This window comes from Haloferax mediterranei ATCC 33500 (genome assembly GCF_000306765.2).
GTDB lineage: Archaea > Halobacteriota > Halobacteria > Halobacteriales > Haloferacaceae > Haloferax > Haloferax mediterranei.
In genome coordinates this window covers 555,190-570,343 of the sequence record NC_017941.2, presented here as the reverse complement: position 1 = coordinate 570,343, position 15,154 = coordinate 555,190, and the positions used below count along the sequence as shown (strand labels likewise).

Sequence of the window (15,154 nt, the reverse complement as noted above, 5' to 3'; positions counted from 1 at the left end):
CACACCCTATAAAAATAACGAAGAACGTGGACAGTAACTGAAAGACTCCGTCAAGCTCCACCGGCAAGAATAGGAATCAACCAAAAGACACCTCGCCAGCTTTGAGTTGGCTATTTATCGAGAAGGTGACATGCTGCAGGGTGCTCGTCTGTGCCGAGTTCAGGGGCATCTCGTTCGCACACGCTTTCGAACCGTTCCCGAAGAATCGCCGCTGCGTCCTCCCACTCGCCGTCGACGACGTGTTCGAGTGCACGGTCGATAACATTCGTCAGGTCGGGCGACAGCGAGTGCGACAGGTGCGATTCTCGGAGTTCCGTGACGACCGCATTCCGGCCGACAGTCCCTCCGTCCGCACTCACCGCGACCGCCTCTTGCCCGGACTCTGCCGTTGCTTCCTCCCGCGCCGTCTCGACATCCAGCGACTCACGCTCGATTCGCTGGCGGAGGTCCATCACTTCGCGGTACGCTTCCTGTTCGATGTCGAGGTCCGCCGGCGGAATGACCTGCGGACACCGCGTTCGGAAGTGGCACCCCGACGGCGGGTTGATGGGACTGGGAACGTCGCCTTCGAGGATGATTCGGTCGTCCGTCTCGGCAGCAGGGTCCGGTTCCGGAATCGCCGACAGGAGTGCCCTCGTGTAGGGGTGTCTCGGGTCCTCGAACAACTCGCCTGTGTCCGCGACTTCGACGATTTCGCCGAGGTACATGACGGCGACGCGGTCGGAGATATGGCGGACGACAGAGAGGTCGTGCGCGATGAAGAGGTACGTCAGGCCGAACTGCTCTTGGAGGTCTTCGAGCAGGTTGAGAATCTGCGCTTGGACACTCACGTCAAGCGCCGAGACGGGTTCGTCGGCGACGATGAAATCCGGGTCGACGGCGAGTGCGCGGGCGATACCGACGCGCTGGCGCTGCCCGCCAGAGAGTTCGTGGGGATAGCGGTCGTACTGCCCGACTTCCAGACCGACGGCGTCGAGCAGTTGGTGGACGCGACGACGACGACGCTCACGGGTCGATTCGCCCGGCGTGACCGTCACGTCGACTGCAGTCACCGTGTCACCGTCGCGTTCGACCTCGATTTCGGTACGGAGTCGCTCTTCGACGGACACGTCAACGTCCCCGTTCGAGACGGTGATTGAGACGTGGGCCGTCGAAACACCGTTCGACGACCCCACGATGGCGTCGATTTCGTCGTTCGCCGTGACCGTCACGCGGTCGGGTGAAATACCGGATACGTCAGCCACGACCTCGCCGCGAACGTCGGGGTCGGACACCGGAAGGTCGTGAACGTCGAGCGGTTCGCGGATGGTCTGTCCGACGGTCATCCGCGGGTCGAGCGACGAAAGCGGGTCCTGGAAAATCATCTGCATGTCACGGCGCATCGCGCGGAGTTCGTCGCTGTCGAGTCCCGAAAGGTCCGTTCCGGAGAAGACGACGCGACCGTCCGTCGGCGGCGTCAAGTGCAGGAGACTTCGCCCGGCGGTGGATTTCCCACAGCCAGATTCGCCGACGAGACCGAGTGTTTCGCCCTCGTAGACGGTGAAATCGATTCCGTCGACCGCTTTCACGCTCTGGTCGTCGGTCCCGAGGAACTTGTCCAAGACGCCGTCTGCCTGTTGGTAGTACTTCTGTAACCCGTCGACTTCGAGAAGTGGAGTGTTGGAGGGCTTGGTCTGCGACATCGTTCCGACGGCGTCGACGCCGTACTCGCTGGTATCGAAATCGTCGAGGACGCATTTCGAGCGGTGCGCTGTCGCTTCGCCCCCGTGTTGCTTGTACGGAATCTCACCCGCGGTACACTCCGGTTTGGCCCACGGACACCGCGGCGCGAAGTGGCACCCCTCGGGCATGTCGATGAGGTCAGGAACGTTGCCCTCGATGGGCGTGAGGCGCTCTTTTTCCTCGCTCGGTAGCGATTCGAGAAGCGTGTACGTGTACGGGTGCGAGGGGTTGTGGAATATCTCTTCGACCGGCCCCTCTTCGACGATTTCGCCCGCGTACATGACCGCAACCCGGTCGCACGTCTCGGCGACGACGCCGAGGTCGTGAGTAATCATGAGCACCGACATCCCGAGGTCCTCCTGTAGGTCGTCGATGAGGTCGAGAATCTGCGCCTGAATGGTCACGTCGAGCGCCGTCGTCGGTTCGTCGGCGACCAGAAGACGGGGTTGACACGCGAGCGCGATAGCGATGAGGACGCGCTGGCGCATCCCGCCGGAGAACTCGTGTGGGTACTCGTCGACGCGGGCACCCGGTTCGGGGATACCGACGGATTCGAGCACGTCGATGGTCCGTTCGACCACCTCGTCGTCGATATCACGGCTAAGCTTCGGCAGCAATTCGCGGACCGCGTTGAACCACGAGTCTTTCCGGCGGCCGCCGTACTGGTGGAGCCGAAGACTCTCTGCGACCTGTTCGCCCACCGTGAGCGACGGATTCAGCGAGGTCATCGGGTCCTGGAAAATCATCCCGATTTCACTCCCACGGACGACGCGCAGCGCTTCTTCGGGGGCATCCACGAGGTTGATGATGTCGCCGTCGACGAACGAGGGCTCGTCGTACTGCTCGCGGAATTCGTCGGCAAGGTGTGGACTCTCTAGTTCGACAGACCCCGAGACGATTTCGCCGGGGTCGTCGACGAGACCCATCGTCGAGAGGGCCGTCACGCTCTTTCCCGAGCCCGACTCGCCGACGAGGCCTACAGTCTCACCTTCGGCGACCGTAAGGTCGAGACCGTCGACAGCTTTGACGTGACCACGGTCGGTCGAAAACTGTGTTCGAAGGTTCGAAAGAGAGAGCAAACTCATTATTGAATGTGAATGATATGCATGGCATGATATACCTTTTCAATTTTTGCCAGACCATCTCAGACTTTTGTCACCGAGTCGGCGACCGAAATCCAGTCGAATGCGAGCGCCCGGTGTGGGAACGTCGAGTTCCCGCACCCCTGCGAAGGTAGACGTTCCCCACCGGCGGGAGAAGCCAAGGTTTAGGTATCGCTCACCGACACCATGCCGCATGGAAAAACATCCGCTCTCGGACGAGTCGAACACGTGGGAGACGGTGGTCGAAGAGTGTGAAGCGCTCGCTGACGACTATCGAGAGCGCGACTGGCGCGTCGTCGTGGCCCTGCCGGGCGACGTCGCTCCCGTTCCCGGAACAGGCGACGATGTCGTCGACCACGTCGGTCTCGATATCGTCGTTGGCGACGACGTATACAGTGAGGTCGAATCGGCCGTCGAAGGCACAGCGTTCGACGAATACGAATCGTTCCGCGCGGTCACCAACGGTCTCGTCTATCTCGCACTCATCGTCCGCGCGACCGAAGACGAAGTCGCGGTCTGCCTCCCGCTGTACTACCGTCTCGCCGAGACCGACCGCATGTTCTCGCTGCTCGCCGACGGCGCAACGATGCGGACGAAGGTCCACCCGCTCGACCCCGACAAGGGCGTCGAATTCGTCCACGAGGACCCCGAGCCACTCTTGCCACCGGACTGGGACGCAGAGGTCTAACGCGCGTTCTGAAGCGTTTCCAGTAGAACCTCACGCAGACGATTACGGGCGACTCAGGCCGTCGAGTCGTCCGGTGATTCGACATTAGTCGCAGCACCGCTGTTCTCCGCCGATTCGGTCTCATCATCCGCCTCCTCGCACCGCAACTCCTCGGCTCGAAGTTCCGCGCGTGTGTACGCGTCGTAGATAGAATAGAGCCACACCGCGGGGATGAGAACGATTCCGATGAATACTACCGTCGAAAGCGTTGTGACGACCATCCCGACGGCGAACGCAAGTCCGCGTTCGAGTTCGCGGTTGTACAGTTGACCCAACCCGGGGAAGAGAGCGGATAGAAGCGCCGCAATGAATGGGTTCCCTCCTTCAAACAGGTCGTCTACCGCGGAGTCGACCGATGACTGCGGCGGGTCGCGCTGGCGAACTCCGCACTCGGGGCAAATCTCAGCCCGCTCGTCGATAACCGCGCCGCAGTCGCGGCAAAACACTTCGTTCGGGCCACGGTCTCGGGTCGGTTGGTCGTCGGAAGGCGCTGACATACCCGATATCCACGCCTGAAGTCCCTAAATGTACACACTGAGTCGGTGTGATGGTCCAGGTCATCCACCCGCAGTCACCGGATAACGAGTTGCGAAACGCGCGAAGTGTGCTACTAACACTGTGAACTCGACGCGCGGTCCCGCCGTCGTCATCCGGACACGTCAGGTGGACCAAACTCCTGAAACAGCCGACTCAAACGGGTCTATTTTGTGGTCGATAACGCCGCCGCATCCGTCGATAACCGTGACAGAGATGGTGATATTCACGAGAGTAACAAGAACTGCCTAGCAATTCCATCATCATAAATGACACTTCATAACTAATTCTCGGCAGACACGATTACGCATGCGATGCGAATTGTCCCAAAGCGGCTATACGCAGCAGTAGTGCACAGTTCGGTGTTCCTCGGCGTGGCCACCATCGGAGAAATATACGTCGCGTCGTCCCTCGCGGGCATCAGTCCGAACGCGGCCCTCGTCGTCGGATTCCTGATTACCGTCGGCATCTACAACTTCGACAAACTCGCGGACCTCGACGCCGACGAAGCGAACTACGTCGGTCGAACCGCCTTCATCGCGGCGCATCCAAGGATGTACACCGCCTTCTCGGCGCTCGCCATCATCGGCGCGCTCGGACTCGCAATCCAACGCGGCGGTGTCTACGGGCTTGGACTGACGCTCTTTCCCGGCGTCGTTGCCGTTTTCTACAGTTTACCGCTCCTGCCGATTCCGTCTGCCGACCGGCTCAAAGACATCTTTCTCGTCAATACGACCGTCGTCGCACTCGCGTGGGCGGTCCTCGTTGCATTCGTCCCGTTCGCGGTTGCGGCAGCGGAGCCGAGCTACATCGCCGGGGCCGTCGTCGCCGCGGTCTGGTTTTTCCTCCGCTCTGCGATTTCGGTCGAAGTTCACAACGTGAGGGATGTCGAAGGTGACAAAGAAAACGGAGTCGCAACCCTCCCAACGGCTGTCGGTGTTCGTCGGACCCAACTGATTCTCTACGCGATGGAACTGGTTTCACTGGGGTTTGTTGTCGGTGCCGCGTGGCTCGATTACGTCCCTCTCTGGGCACCCATCGCGCTCCTTCCCGCCACCGTGTACTCCGTGTGGATTACCTACGCGCTTACCGGTACGAACCGGTCGGTGGAGCGACTCTGCACGCTCAGAGACGGAGAAGGTGTACTGATGGTCCTTGGCGTAGTTGTCGCAGCCCACGGACTATCCCTCGTCCCTGTCTAACTACGCACATACCCTTTTGTCGCTCGGAGAGAAAGTTTGTATAGTGAGTACGAACGTCGGGGAATTGGCGCTACATGGGCCAATACCGGGCATGAGATGGGATGTGCAACTTATCGCACAATCAGAACCAGTAGTCACGATTGCTGTTGGGCTCATCGTCGTCGCGGGAATTGTCAGCGTTGGTGCCGCCACGATTGCTTGGAAGCACCGGAAAACACCGGGTGCCCCCGGTCTGATCGTACTTGCCGCCGCAAGTGGATTGTGGTCGATGGGATACATCGCCGAACTCATCGTCGCAGACCTCGGCCTCAAACTCGTCCTCGCAAGCATCCAGTGGATTGGCGTCCTCACTGCGCCAATCGCGTGGTTCGTCTTCGCGTTCGCGTACACCGGGCACGACCGGTATACGACGCCCGGTATGACTATCCTCATCTCGTTTATTCCGATGGTTGCGCTCGTCGCCGTCTGGACGAATCCTGCACACCACTTCATGTGGTCGGCGGTAGATGTCGTTCCCGCCGTGAAGGGGATAATCAGCATCCATCAGCATGAGTGGGGACCGCTTTACTGGGTCGCCCTCGGATACAGCTATCTGCTCTGGCTCTCCGGTGCGATTGTCCTCTTTCGGACGGCATTCAACATGCCAACGATGTACCGAATGCAGGCGATTACGCTCATCCTCGGGACGCTAATGCCGGTCCTCGCAAATGTCGCCACGACGTTTCTCGAACTGTACGGGTCTTCCATCGATATGACGCCTGCAGGCTTCACGTTTGCAGGACTGGCGTACGCGGTGGCACTCCGTCGATACGACCTCCTCGGAGCGCGCCCAATCCCGAAGTGGTTTGCTTGCGAACGTGTGGTCGAATCCATGGTTGACGCGGTCATCGTGACCGACACGAAGTGGCGCGTCATCGCCCTGAACGAATCGGCAGTTGCCATCCTCGGCCGTTCCGCCGACGAACTCGAAGGACGCACCGTCTCCGATGTCATCGAAGATATCACGCCCGGCCAACCGGTCGGCGACCAAGTTACAATCAGGCTCGGCGGTGGCCAGCGAGACTTCGAACTCCGGACCAGCGAGTTCACCGACCACCATAACCGCGCCATCGGCAACGCGCTCGTCTTCCGGGATGTGACCGACCGTCGGTTGAATCACCAGCAACTCGAAGTGATGAACCGCGTCCTTCGGCACAACCTCCGAACCGAAGCAAACCTCCTCGAAGGCTACGCCACCCTCGTCTTGGAAAATATCGAGTCGGGGTCGCTCGAGTCCGCGCGTTCGCACGCGGAAACTGTCCAGAACCACGCGGCCACGCTCGTAAACATCGGCAAAAAGGCGCGAAAACTCGGTACGACGCGGAGAGATGACGATACTGGGGATGTGCAACTACTCCCCGTCTCGGTCCAGATACGGGCCGCCGCGGACACTATCCGAACCGACTTCCCCGAATCAAACATTCGACTGGCGTCGCTTCCCGAAAACGACTACGTCTGCGCGCCGATGCTCGAACCAATCGTCGCCGAGCTTCTGGAAAACGGTGTCGAACACAACGATTCGACAACACCAGTTGTCACAGTGACGGCAACGGTCAACAGCGACACACTCAAACTTCGCATCGAAGACGAGGGTCCGGGAATCAATATGAGCGAACTCGCTGCCATCCAGTCCCACGGCGAAACGCCACTCAGACACGGCAGCGGGCTCGGTCTCTGGTTGGTGAAGTGGGGCGTCGACCAACTCGGTGGAACAGTCGAGTTCAATCAGCGGAAGCCGACTGGGTCAGAAGTTGTCCTCCGAATTCCGGTGTCACGCAAGAGTTCGACGGTGAATAAGACTGACACTGAGTAAGGTGTCTGAAGCGAGATGAGGAGGCGAGTAGTGGTCGACTGTCCAAGATTGGTCAGTCGGTGAAGATACCCTACACCTAGTTTTCAACATTGATATCCTTGTTGGTGTGTGCTGTTAGAATACGATACAATATTTGGAGTAATTAATAACTTCAGGGTGACTAATTATTGCCTTATGAGGCCGATTTCCGGAGTTAGCCCTCTCTTTGAGGTTGCTCAACACACTCGGTTAAACCTTAAATACTGAACTCAGACAACACCGGAGTATGCCTACCCAAGGTGAGAACGATGAGGTGGAGCCACCCACTCCAACCCTCGAATTTGGTGCCTCCTCGACGCCCCACGAGGAAGGCAGCGTTCCAGCACCGGTACCACCGGACGACCCTGCCGCGTGGTACGCACCGTCTGTTCGGTCCCAGTACGAAGTCGCAGCAGATACTGTCGTCACCATCAGCGACGCCGACCACGGTTTCGACTACGATGTTCGAGAGCCAACTGTCGGTGCTCGCGAGTCCGACGCTCTGGAGACTGTTCGTGACCACTTCTCGACGGTCGTCCAGCGGCGGCCGCTCACTCGCGAAGGAGCGGCCGCACGCGCTGAAGCGGGACTTTCCCCGAAATACCGGCGTATCTTCGACAGGCTACTCGACCTCACGCCGCCCGCTCGCAGGCGCGTGGAACACCATGCGCTCTCTGACCTCCGCTTACTCGGCGAGGTCACGCCGCTCGCGCTCGACGACCGAATCGAGGTCGTCGATGCTGGCCGTGGAGACGGGTCGGAGTGTCTGGTCGTTCACACCGAAGACTTCGCCCCGGCGACGACGGCATTCGATTCTGACGTGGCGTTTGCCGACCGCATCGCCGCCGAACGGGTCGAACACTACACCGTCCCCTTCGCCGGATACGACGTGGACGTGGTCGTCTACCGCGACCGACTGCTCGGCGACGACCGCTTTGCCACCAAGTACGCGGTCCTCGAACCCGACCTCGTTCCGGGTGACACCGAACTCATCGAGGAATGTAAAGAGCGAATCTGGGAAGCGAACGTCGACGATGTGGTCTCCGACCGTATCGGATTCGTCCGCGACAGGGCGCGCGAGTTCCTTTCGCGGCGACTCACCGCCCGGAACACGAGAGCGTGGGTCGACGCTACGAAGTTCCGTGTCCAGTCGGCGCTTTCAGAGTACGGGCTTACCCTGCCGCCGGTCGACCGCCGGTTCGCCGAGGACCGCCTCGACGACCTCGTCTACTACGTCCTCCGCGACTACGTCGGCGAGGGGATTCTCACGGTTCCCATCCGCGACCCGCATCTCGAAGACATCGAAGCGAACCGCGTCGGCGAACGCGTGAAGGTCATCCCGCGGGCTGACGTGACCGGCCGTGGCGGGCTTCGCGTTCCGACGAATCTCGTCTTCGAGGACGAAACGGAGTTTACGAACGTCGTGACACAACTCGCCGCAGCGGACGGCGTGGAGTTGAACGCCTCGAATCCGAGTGCGAAGGTGAATCTCCGCCCCGGTGCAACCGGTGGGGACCCCGAGACGAGCGACACCGACGAGACGATTCGGTGTGCCGTGGCGCTCCCAGTCATCTCAGAAGGCGGGCCACACGTCTCGATTCGCAAGCAGTCCGGCGACGTGCTCACCCCAATCGACCTCGTGGAGGGTGGCTCACTCTCGACAGAACTCGTGACGCTGCTTTGGCTTTGCTACGAACACCACCGCGTCGTGCTGTTCTCGGGCGCAACAGGTGTCGGCAAAACTACATTAATGAACGCGCACATGCCGTTCATTCCCTACGACCACCGGCCAATCAGCATCGACGAGGGGTCCCGTGAGGTCCACCTTCCGCACGAGACGGGCGTCTCGCTCACGACGCGCGACCACGAATCCGAGTTCAAGCGCGTCTCGATGGCCGACCTCATGACCGAGGCGAATTACCTCAATCCCGATGTCGAGGTCATCGCCGAAATCAACACGCCGGCGTCGTTCGCCACCTTCGCAGAGACGCTAAACACCGGCCACGGCGTTATCGGAACCACTCACGCCGCGGACATCGAGACGCTCGTCAACCGCGTCATCGAGCAGGGGCTACCGCCGTACCTGCTCCGCGAACTCGACCTCGTCGTGTTCCCGCACAAGGTCGACGGCGAGCGATACGTCGCCGAAGTCGTCGAACTCGTCCCCGAATCGGAGTACAACGAAACGTGGGGTCGCCGCGGCGTCATCGAGAAAGACGGCCGGACACTCCACTGGAACACCATCGCCCGTCGGTCACCCGATGGCTCGTTCGACCTCTCGTACGAACACCCGCAGTTGGGTGACGACCACCGGCGCGTCGGTATCCGATTGTTCCACCGCATCGCCGAAGCAACCGACCGAGACGTAGAGGCGGTCGAACGCGAGTTCCACCGGAAACACCGATACGTCGAGTATCTCGTCCGCGAGCAGGTGACCGACGTGAACCAACTGTTCGGGTTCCTTTCGGACCTTCGAACGGACGAGGCAGCGACCGTCGAGCGCGTCCGCCGCCGGATGGCAGAGCGCACCGACAGCGGCGCAACTGGCGACGGCCGCGACGACACCGAGGGACGAGAGCCGTGACCGAGTTCGACGCCGTACGCGACGACCGGGGTGTCGGACGGGTCCGCTCGCTTTCGGTCCTCGACAGAGCGCTCTATGCCCTCTTCGCGAGACACGTCGACGCCTCGCGACACGACCGAGACCGTCGCCGCTACCGCGGGACAGACATGCGGATGAGTTTCGACCTCTACCTCGCGCGAGCCTACGGACTCGCGTGGGCGACCGGCTTGTTTGTCGCATTCCCGACGGTGCTCGTCGTACTCGCGGTGCCCGATTCGACCGTCGATGCCGTCCTCGACGTACTCCGCGCGGCACTGCCGCTCTTCGAGCACGTTCCGATACCCGTCATCCCGCGTCTGCCAGTGGCGGCGGTGTTCGCGCTCGGCGCGGCCGTTGCGACCCGGCGCGCCGTTCTCCTGGTCGCCGGGAGATACCTCGGGTGGCGAGCAACTGCCCGGCGAGAGAACATCGAGCGGACGCTTCCCGGTGCAGTTCGCTACCTGCACGTCCTATCGTCCGGGAGCGACGGACCGCGCGAGATGCTCCGCCGAGTCGCCGAGACCGGCGCGTACGGCGAAACGGCAATCGCCTTCCGCAGCGTCCTCAACACGGCCTCGCTGACCGGGAACGTGAACGAAGGACTCCGCCGAGTCGCCCGCGACACTCCCTCAGAGGGGGTGCTCTCGCCGTTCCTCTTGAAGTTCCGCGAACACGCCGGACAGGGCGACGACGCCCTCAGAAATTACCTCCGGATGGAGAGTCGAATGCTCGGCCACCGACAGGACCGCGCCCGCGAACGCGCCGAGGGCTTCCTCGAACTCCTCGCCGAATTGTTCATCGTGCTCCTCGTGCTGCCGTCGCTCCTCGTCATCGTCCTCACGGTGATGAGCGTCATCGCGCCCGGACTCTCCGAGCCGGTCGTCACGCCGCTCGGGCAAACCACTACTCGGGGTGTCGTCGTCTATTCGAGCGCCGTCTTCATCATCGGCGTCGGACTCGGTGCGAGCCTTCTCATTTCCGGTCTCCGGCCACCGGACCAGTCCGTCGAATACGACAGGCCAACTACGGCATTCAACACCCTCACCACGACGCTCACGAACCCGGCCAGCGCCGCGGTCGTGTTCGTGGCTCCGGCACTGCTCGTCGCCGGGGTCGCCGCCCTCGTTGGCGCGGATGCGGTCGGCGTCTCCCTCGCCGGGTACGTCGCCTACGCGACGCCGGTCGGTCTCGTGGGCGTCCGCCGCGCCCGCATCGACGACGCGAAAGACCGCGAATTGAAGGACTTCGTCCACGCCGTCTCGGGACACGTCAGTCTCGGCCGCCCCTTCGCAGAGGCAGTCGAGAACGTCGGACAGGACGTCGACCTCGGCCCGCTCGACAGCGACGTGGCCGACCTCGCGCTCAACCTTCGGTTCACCGCGCCGAGTTCCGGCACCGACGTGAACCTCCGAACCGCTGCACTCGAACGATTCGTCGAACGCGTCGGGACACCGATGGCCGAGCAAACCATCGGGCTCGTCGTCGGCGCGCTCGACGGCGGCAGCGACACCGGCACCGTCTTCGACACGCTCCAGACCGAAATCGGCCGCCTCTACCACGAAAAGCGCGCACTTCGGTCTGGGCTACTCGTCTACGTTGCCGTCGGCTGGACGACCGCGCTGTTGGTCATCGGCATCACTGTCGCCGTCAACGTCCACGTTTTCGACGGGTTCGCACAACTCTCGTCGCTCTCGACGAGCGGGTCGTTCGCCATCAACGCGGGCGCGGTCGACCTCGAACGCGACCGCTATCGGATGTACGTCGTCACGCAGGCGACCATGCTCGCCTCCGGATGGTTCGCCGGAACGGCGAGTCGAGGTCGCTACGAAGCGTTCCTTCACTCGGCTGCGCTGGTCGCCGCCTGCTACATGGTCTACGCGGGGGTCGGACTGATATGAGCCGCGTCCTCACCCAACTGAACGGGACAGCCCGTACCCGCGCCCAATCGAACGTCGTCGGCGTCGCGCTCCTCCTCGGAATCGGCGTCGTCGCCATCGGTCTCTTGACCGCGAGCGTCGGAACGCTCGTTGACGCACAAGTTGCGACCGCCGACGCGGACGCCGCCGTCGAGGGTTTCACCGACCTCCGAGATGGCGTCTTCGCCGGCGCGAATGGTAGCCATCCGGTTCGCGTCACCGACGGCGACCTCTCACGAGTGAACCGAACCGTCCGAATCCTCTCGGAATCGGGAACCAACCGAACCTACGACGCCGACGGCTACGCCGCCGAATTGGGTGGCCACCGAGTCGCCTTCGTCGGCGGGGCGGTGGCCCGCGGAACGGGAGAAAGCGCCACCCTCGCCACACCAGTTCCGCTCTCGCTCGCCGGTGATGCAGCGTTTCTCGCGCTTCCGGTGCTGACAACGAATTCGACCGACGGTGGCGGACTCGGTTCGGGGGCAACACTCCGAACGCGAACCAATCGAACCGTGGTCGACCTCCCCACCGACACCTACACCGTCGCCATCGAGACCGCGGTCCCAAGTGCATGGGAACGAGCGTTCGAGCGCCGCGGCTTCACCCCAACGCGCACAGACTACGACGACGATGGCGTCGAGAGCGTCGTCGTGGCCGTCCCCGACGACCGGACGCTCACGTTAGCCCGGTACGACCTCACGGTGGTGGTCGACCGTGGCTGAGGAACACGGAACGACGACCTCATTTCGGACTGCCCGGCGCGCCGTCGTCCCGGTCGTCGGCAAGGCCCTCGAAGCCGCAATCGTCGTGCTGTTCATCGGGCTATTGACGACCATCCTCTTCGGCGGCGTCGTCCCCGACCACCGCGACGCAGTCGGCCACGAACTCGCCGACAAAACGCTCTCGACGGCAGCTGAGCGCGTCGAAACGACTGCGACGGTTCCCGACGCGGCAGTTCGCGGAACTCACCAAGCGACCGTCGATATTCCGCGGTCGATTCGCGGGAGCACCTACCGAATCGAGTTCGTGCAGAATGCCACGCTCGCCACCGACGCCAACGTGACGGCTCCCGCGCTCGTTCTCGACCATCCGAACGACGCGTTCGACCGACAACTACCGGTCACGCTCCCTGAATCAGTAAGCGTCTCTGGCACGTGGGACAGCGGTACCGACTGTGTCGTCCGCGTCGTCGTTGATGACGACGAAACGGCAGTTGAACTCTCGAACGGAGGCGGGCAGTGACGACCGCGACGGCCCGCGCACAGACGACGCTCGCCGGTCTCGCAGTAGCGCTCGTCCTCGTGACGACCGTCACTGCGGGGAGTATCGTCGTCGCCGACCGAACACTCGCAGACGCAACGAACGACCCGCTCGAACAGCACCAAGCCGAACGTGCAGCGGACGCGCTCGTCACCGACTCGCCGCTAACGACGGCGCAGGGACGCATCGATAAGTCGCTCGTAAACAAGACGAATGCCAGCGAACTCGCGACGGCCGTGCCCACGCTTCGAAGCGTCGACTTCCGCGTCCGAGTCGACGGAGAGACGATAGCCGCCCAAGGTGACCCGCAGGGCGGGACCACCGTCTCACGGGGTGCGGTCGCCATCGAGACGCGCACTGCCAGCGAGACAATCGACCTCAACGACAGCGATGCGGCGACCCTCAATGGTCGAACGAACCGAATTCAGTTCGACGTGAACCCCGACCCGGATACGACCGTCCGAACGATTCGCGTCGGCGACAGGGTCGTCCTGCACCGACCGACCGGAATCGAGGGCACGCACACCGTGAACGTCACAGACTACGCCGACCCGGTGATTCGCGTCGAGCGAGTCGGTCCCGCTCCAACGGGCAGCGTCACTGCAACCGCGACGCTATTCGAGACGGAAGCGGCCCGAATCGAGGTGACCGTCGATGCGTGACCCGCTCGGATTCGACCGCGGTCGTGGCGGTTCCGACGTACTGTCGAACGAGTCTCGCGGTCAACTCTCGCTTACGATGGTCGAGGCGGCGGTGGCGACGCTGTTTATCCTCGCCGTCGCGGCGAGTTTCTCATTGACGCCGACTGCACCCGTAGGGACCGAAACGGCTCTCGATCAGCGGGCGACAGACGCTGCGGCGCTCGTCGCGGACGTGCCTGCCGACGGACCGGGAACGTTCCTCGGAGCGGCCTGCGCTTCGCCGGGTGACTTCGACGCCCGAGCGGCGCGCTTACACGAGGTCGCAACAGCGGGGCTTCCGACCGGCGCGTTCGTCTCGCTCCGAACCGACGTTGGAACGGTCGGTACCCAACCACCGGAGACGGCGCGGGTCGGAACCGCGTCGGTTGCGGTGCCTCGCTGTACCGCGACGCTGGAGGTGTGGTACCCGTGAGCCGACTGTTCAGCGGGAGCGACGAGACGGACAGGACGAGCACCGACCGCGGGCAACTCGTCCTCGTCTCCGGCGCAGTCGTCGTAGTCGCGTTACTTACCATCGTGCTCGTACACGCGCAACTCGGCTACGCCGTCACGGACGCCGCCCCGCCGGTTGATGACGTGGCCGCAGCGACAGACGACGCTGTCGAGGCCGCGACCGCGGATGTCGCAGGCCGGTACAGTTGGGCCGCGAGGGAGTCGGCGGTCGCAGACTTCAGGTCGCAACTCGACCCGTCGCTCACGCGAATCGAACACGCACACACCGGTTCCGGTGGTGTGTCACTCTCGACTAACAACTCGGTCGCCGCGGGATGGGCGCTCAGAAACTGCCCCGAGAGCACGTACCGCGACTTCGGCCAGTGCGTCGCAGACGACGGCGTGGTCGTTCAGGAGCGCGCCGGAGAGACCGCTATCGTCGCCGCCCTCGTCGACGTGCGAATCGGGACGCCGCAGTCCGAGACGGACTTGACGTTCGTCTTTAGGCCGGAGTGACGGGGATTTTTCCGACGACAATAGAGCCACCTGTCGAATGCTTCGTAACCGGGTGGACTGAACGGGCCGCGTCGACGAGGAAGACGGCCGACAGTAGCACCGCAGGCCGATGGCCGAGGCGCGCACGGAGGCCCTCGACTCGTCAACGCGGGGGCGTTCGAAGATAACTATTCACTAGCGGTCATAACACGTTGATTGCAGGAGATCTGTAAAACAGACATTGTTGATACTGGTAAGCAGAGCATTCTATTCTATATATACAGGACACAACCAAGCATTCAGTTGTATTGACTTAGAGCAGTTTTCTGCTAAATATTCTTAAAGGCAGCTCTGACCACCACTCCGGCACCCGTCAAGGAAGAAAACACCGACTCCAGCTGTGAACCCTGCCACCCCTGGGTTCATTGGGCTCGGCGGATGCGTTGCAATGTAATCTAGGACAGCACTGCAGATGCTATCGGGCGCTGCAGCTCCAGCACAGCAATACAATTTAATGCTACACCCTCCACAAGCGCCGCAAGTAGCAAAGAAGGCCTGGATGTTTTTCGTCAAAAGACTGTACCAGCAAG

General features: G+C 62.3%; 12 protein-coding genes. 10 read left to right on the top strand and 2 right to left on the bottom strand.

The features are described from left to right. Positions 1-110: 110 nt before the first annotated feature. Positions 111-2,810, bottom strand: coding sequence for an ABC transporter ATP-binding protein (locus HFX_RS02920; RefSeq protein ID WP_049917436.1), 2,700 nt, complete (start codon positions 2,808-2,810; stop codon positions 111-113). A gap of 208 nt (positions 2,811-3,018) precedes the next feature. Between HFX_RS02920 and HFX_RS02915 the strand changes: the two genes are divergently transcribed. After that, positions 3,019-3,513: a DUF7529 family protein gene (locus HFX_RS02915; RefSeq protein ID WP_004057664.1), complete on the top strand. Its 495-nt coding sequence runs from the start codon at positions 3,019-3,021 to the stop codon at positions 3,511-3,513. A 53-nt stretch (positions 3,514-3,566) separates the two neighbouring features. Here the strand turns inward: HFX_RS02915 and HFX_RS02910 are convergent, their stop codons facing one another. Next, positions 3,567-4,049, bottom strand: a complete 483-nt coding sequence (locus HFX_RS02910) for a zinc ribbon domain-containing protein (RefSeq protein WP_004057665.1) — start codon at positions 4,047-4,049, stop codon at positions 3,567-3,569. 351 nt (positions 4,050-4,400) lie between these two features. Between HFX_RS02910 and HFX_RS02905 the strand changes: the two genes are divergently transcribed. From HFX_RS02905 to HFX_RS02865, 9 genes are all read left to right on the top strand, one after another. Beyond that, positions 4,401-5,288: a UbiA family prenyltransferase gene (locus tag HFX_RS02905; protein ID WP_179955356.1), complete on the top strand. Its 888-nt coding sequence runs from the start codon at positions 4,401-4,403 to the stop codon at positions 5,286-5,288. Positions 5,289-5,379: 91 nt separating this feature from the next. Further along, on the top strand, positions 5,380-7,140 hold the full coding sequence (locus tag HFX_RS02900) for a histidine kinase N-terminal 7TM domain-containing protein (protein ID WP_049917437.1): 1,761 nt from the start codon (positions 5,380-5,382) through the stop codon (positions 7,138-7,140). A 265-nt stretch (positions 7,141-7,405) separates the two neighbouring features. Then, positions 7,406-9,742: a type II/IV secretion system ATPase subunit gene (locus HFX_RS02895; RefSeq protein WP_179955355.1), complete on the top strand. Its 2,337-nt coding sequence runs from the start codon at positions 7,406-7,408 to the stop codon at positions 9,740-9,742. After that, entirely contained in the window at positions 9,739-11,658 is a 1,920-nt protein-coding gene (locus HFX_RS02890) for a type II secretion system F family protein (RefSeq protein ID WP_004057672.1), read from the top strand. The genes HFX_RS02895 and HFX_RS02890 overlap by 4 nt, the downstream gene beginning before the upstream one ends. Then, complete coding sequence (locus HFX_RS02885; RefSeq protein WP_004057673.1) at positions 11,655-12,398, top strand: DUF7289 family protein; 744 nt, start codon at positions 11,655-11,657, stop codon at positions 12,396-12,398. The genes HFX_RS02890 and HFX_RS02885 overlap by 4 nt, the downstream gene beginning before the upstream one ends. After that, complete coding sequence (locus tag HFX_RS02880) at positions 12,391-12,918, top strand: DUF7266 family protein (protein WP_004057675.1); 528 nt, start codon at positions 12,391-12,393, stop codon at positions 12,916-12,918. Before HFX_RS02885 ends, HFX_RS02880 begins: the two co-directional genes overlap by 8 nt. After that, positions 12,915-13,598, top strand: coding sequence for a DUF7263 family protein (locus tag HFX_RS02875; RefSeq protein WP_004057677.1), 684 nt, complete (start codon positions 12,915-12,917; stop codon positions 13,596-13,598). Before HFX_RS02880 ends, HFX_RS02875 begins: the two co-directional genes overlap by 4 nt. Next, positions 13,591-14,049, top strand: a complete 459-nt coding sequence (locus tag HFX_RS02870; protein WP_004057679.1) for a DUF7262 family protein — start codon at positions 13,591-13,593, stop codon at positions 14,047-14,049. Before HFX_RS02875 ends, HFX_RS02870 begins: the two co-directional genes overlap by 8 nt. Continuing rightward, positions 14,046-14,585, top strand: a complete 540-nt coding sequence (locus HFX_RS02865) for a DUF7261 family protein (RefSeq protein WP_004057681.1) — start codon at positions 14,046-14,048, stop codon at positions 14,583-14,585. Before HFX_RS02870 ends, HFX_RS02865 begins: the two co-directional genes overlap by 4 nt. The last annotated feature ends 569 nt before the right edge of the window (positions 14,586-15,154 follow it).